The sequence below is a fragment of the Stenotrophomonas sp. 05L414_2 genome (assembly GCF_056397905.1).
In genome coordinates this window covers 1-2,215 of the sequence record NZ_JBFTOJ010000291.1, presented here as the reverse complement: position 1 = coordinate 2,215, position 2,215 = coordinate 1, and the positions used below count along the sequence as shown (strand labels likewise).

Below are 2,215 nucleotides of genomic sequence, written 5' to 3'. Positions count from 1 at the left end.
AGGTGGTCTCGCGGCCCCAGTACACGTCCTGGTCCGGCTCCCAGGTATCGGGACGGCCGCCGGCAAAGCCGAGCGTCTTGAAGCCCATCGACTCCAGTGCGACGTTGCCGGTCAGGATCAGCAGGTCGGCCCAGGAAATGGCCTGGCCATATTTCTGCTTGATCGGCCACAGCAGGCGTCGCGCCTTGTCCAGGCTGACGTTGTCGGGCCAGCTGTTGAGCGGAGCGAAGCGCTGCTGGCCGCGGCCACCACCACCACGGCCGTCATCGATGCGGTAGGTGCCGGCGCTGTGCCAGGCCATGCGGATGAACAGGCCGCCGTAGTGGCCGAAGTCGGCTGGCCACCAGTCCTGCGAGTCGGTCATCAACGCCTTCAGGTCGGCCTTCAGGGCGCTGTAGTCCAGCCCGTTGAAGGCCTTGGCGTAGTCGAAGCCCGTATCAAGGGGATTGGAGCGCGTGGAGTGCTGGTTGAGCAGATCCACGCGCAGCTGGTTCGGCCACCAGTCGCGGTTGGTCGTCGCATCACCGACGACGGCATGGTTGAACGGGCACTTCGCTTCGCTTTTCATGGGTCTCTACCTGTGGGCTGGCGAATGAGGGAATCAGATCGCTTACCCACCATAGGCATCGCCTAATGATGGGTAAATTCGATTGATTCAACCGATGCGATAGTGGCCGCCTATGGCAGGCGGCGCTTGCATCGTTGTGCGCGATCAGCGCTTGAGCAGGCCCGCGCCGAGCTTGAACAGATCGCTGGCGCCGAACTGGCCATCGCCGTCCTGATCGAGCGCACCGCCGAGCAGGCTGCCGATGCCACCGCCGGATTGCTGTGCTTCCTGCCCCAGGGCCTGGCTGAGCTGGCCGGCGTTGCCGCTCTGGGCAAACCGCTGGGCCAGGAACGACATGACGATGGGGGCCAGGATCGCCAGCAGCTGGCTGGACCTGCCGCTGTCCAGGCCGGTCTTCTGGCCCAGCACTTCGGCCGCCTGCGAGGTCTGCCCACCGAACACGTGGCCGAGGATGCCGGCACCGTTGGTGGCGTTGCCGCCGCCACCGCCCATCACCGCGCCGAGGATGCTGCCGATGTCGAAACCGCCGCCAGCACCRCCACCGCCGCCCGAACCGAGGTGGTCGCGCTGCAGGGCATTGAGGAGGGACTGCGCACCCTGCGGCTCGCTGGCGTTCTGGCCCATCGCGCCGAGCAGCAGCGGCAGCGCGCTGCCGACGGCCTGGGTAGCCTGGCTGCTGTCCAGGCCGAGCTGCTGCGAGACCTGCTGCAGGCCTTGGCCCTGCTGCAGCTGCTGGAAGAGGGATGCAGCAAGGGATTCGGTGTTCATGGCGGTCTCCGGTCTGTGAAGGACGAACCGCCCGAGCATAACGCCGTGTACACGACGGCAATGCGAAGGCTTCATGGCGGGCGTCCGCCGGGCAGGGCCGGCGGAACCTGCGGCCTGCCTTACAGCAGCGCCTTCAACCGGTACAGCGCTTCCAGTGCCTGCTTCGGGGTCAGCTCGTCCGGGTCGATCGCGGCCAGCGCCTCCTGCGCCTTGTTCGGCGGAGCGGCAAACAGCCCGAACTGCTGCGGGGCATCCAGCGCCTGCGGGGCGAGTTCGGCGGCATGGCTTTCGCCGCCGCGCTGTTCCAGTTCGGCCAGGCGTCGGCGCGCCTGTGCCACGGTGGCACGCGGCAGGCCGGCCAGGGCAGCCACCTGCAGGCCGAAGCTGCGGTTGGCCGGACCGTCCTTCACTGCATGCATGAACACCAGTGCTTCGCCGTGCTCGACGGCATCCAGATGCACGTTGGCGATGCCGCTGCGGCCGCCTTCGTGCTGTTCGTCGGCCAACGCGGTCAGTTCGAAGTAATGGGTCGCAAACAGCGTGTAACAGCGGTTTTCGTAGGCGAGGTGGCGCGCTACCGCGTCGGCCAGGGCCAGGCCGTCGTAGGTGGACGTGCCGCGGCCGATCTCGTCCATCAGCACCAGCGAATGCGCGGTGGCGTGATGCAGGATGTAGCTGGTTTCGGCCATCTCGACCATGAAGGTCGACTGCCCGCGGGCAAGGTCATCGCCTGCGCCGATGCGGGTCAGGATGCGGTCGATCGGGCCGATCAGCGCACGGCTGGCCGGCACGAAGCTGCCGATGTGGGCCAGCAGCACGATCAGCGCGTTCTGCCGCATGTAGGTCGATTTACCGCCCATGTTCGGGCCGGTGATGACC

General features: G+C 67.1%; 3 protein-coding genes. All 3 read right to left on the bottom strand.

Annotated elements, in window-relative coordinates:
* Positions 1 to 568: peroxidase family protein (locus AC1DJN_RS21695; protein WP_478040208.1), on the bottom strand; the 568-nt coding region annotated here is incomplete at its 3' end.
* A 144-nt stretch (positions 569 to 712) separates the two neighbouring features.
* Positions 713 to 1,336, bottom strand: a complete 624-nt coding sequence (locus AC1DJN_RS21690) for a DUF937 domain-containing protein (protein WP_025873810.1) — start codon at positions 1,334 to 1,336, stop codon at positions 713 to 715.
* 119 nt (positions 1,337 to 1,455) lie between these two features.
* A partial coding sequence (locus AC1DJN_RS21685; RefSeq protein WP_478040206.1) for a MutS-related protein occupies positions 1,456 to 2,215 on the bottom strand: 760 nt, incomplete at its 5' end.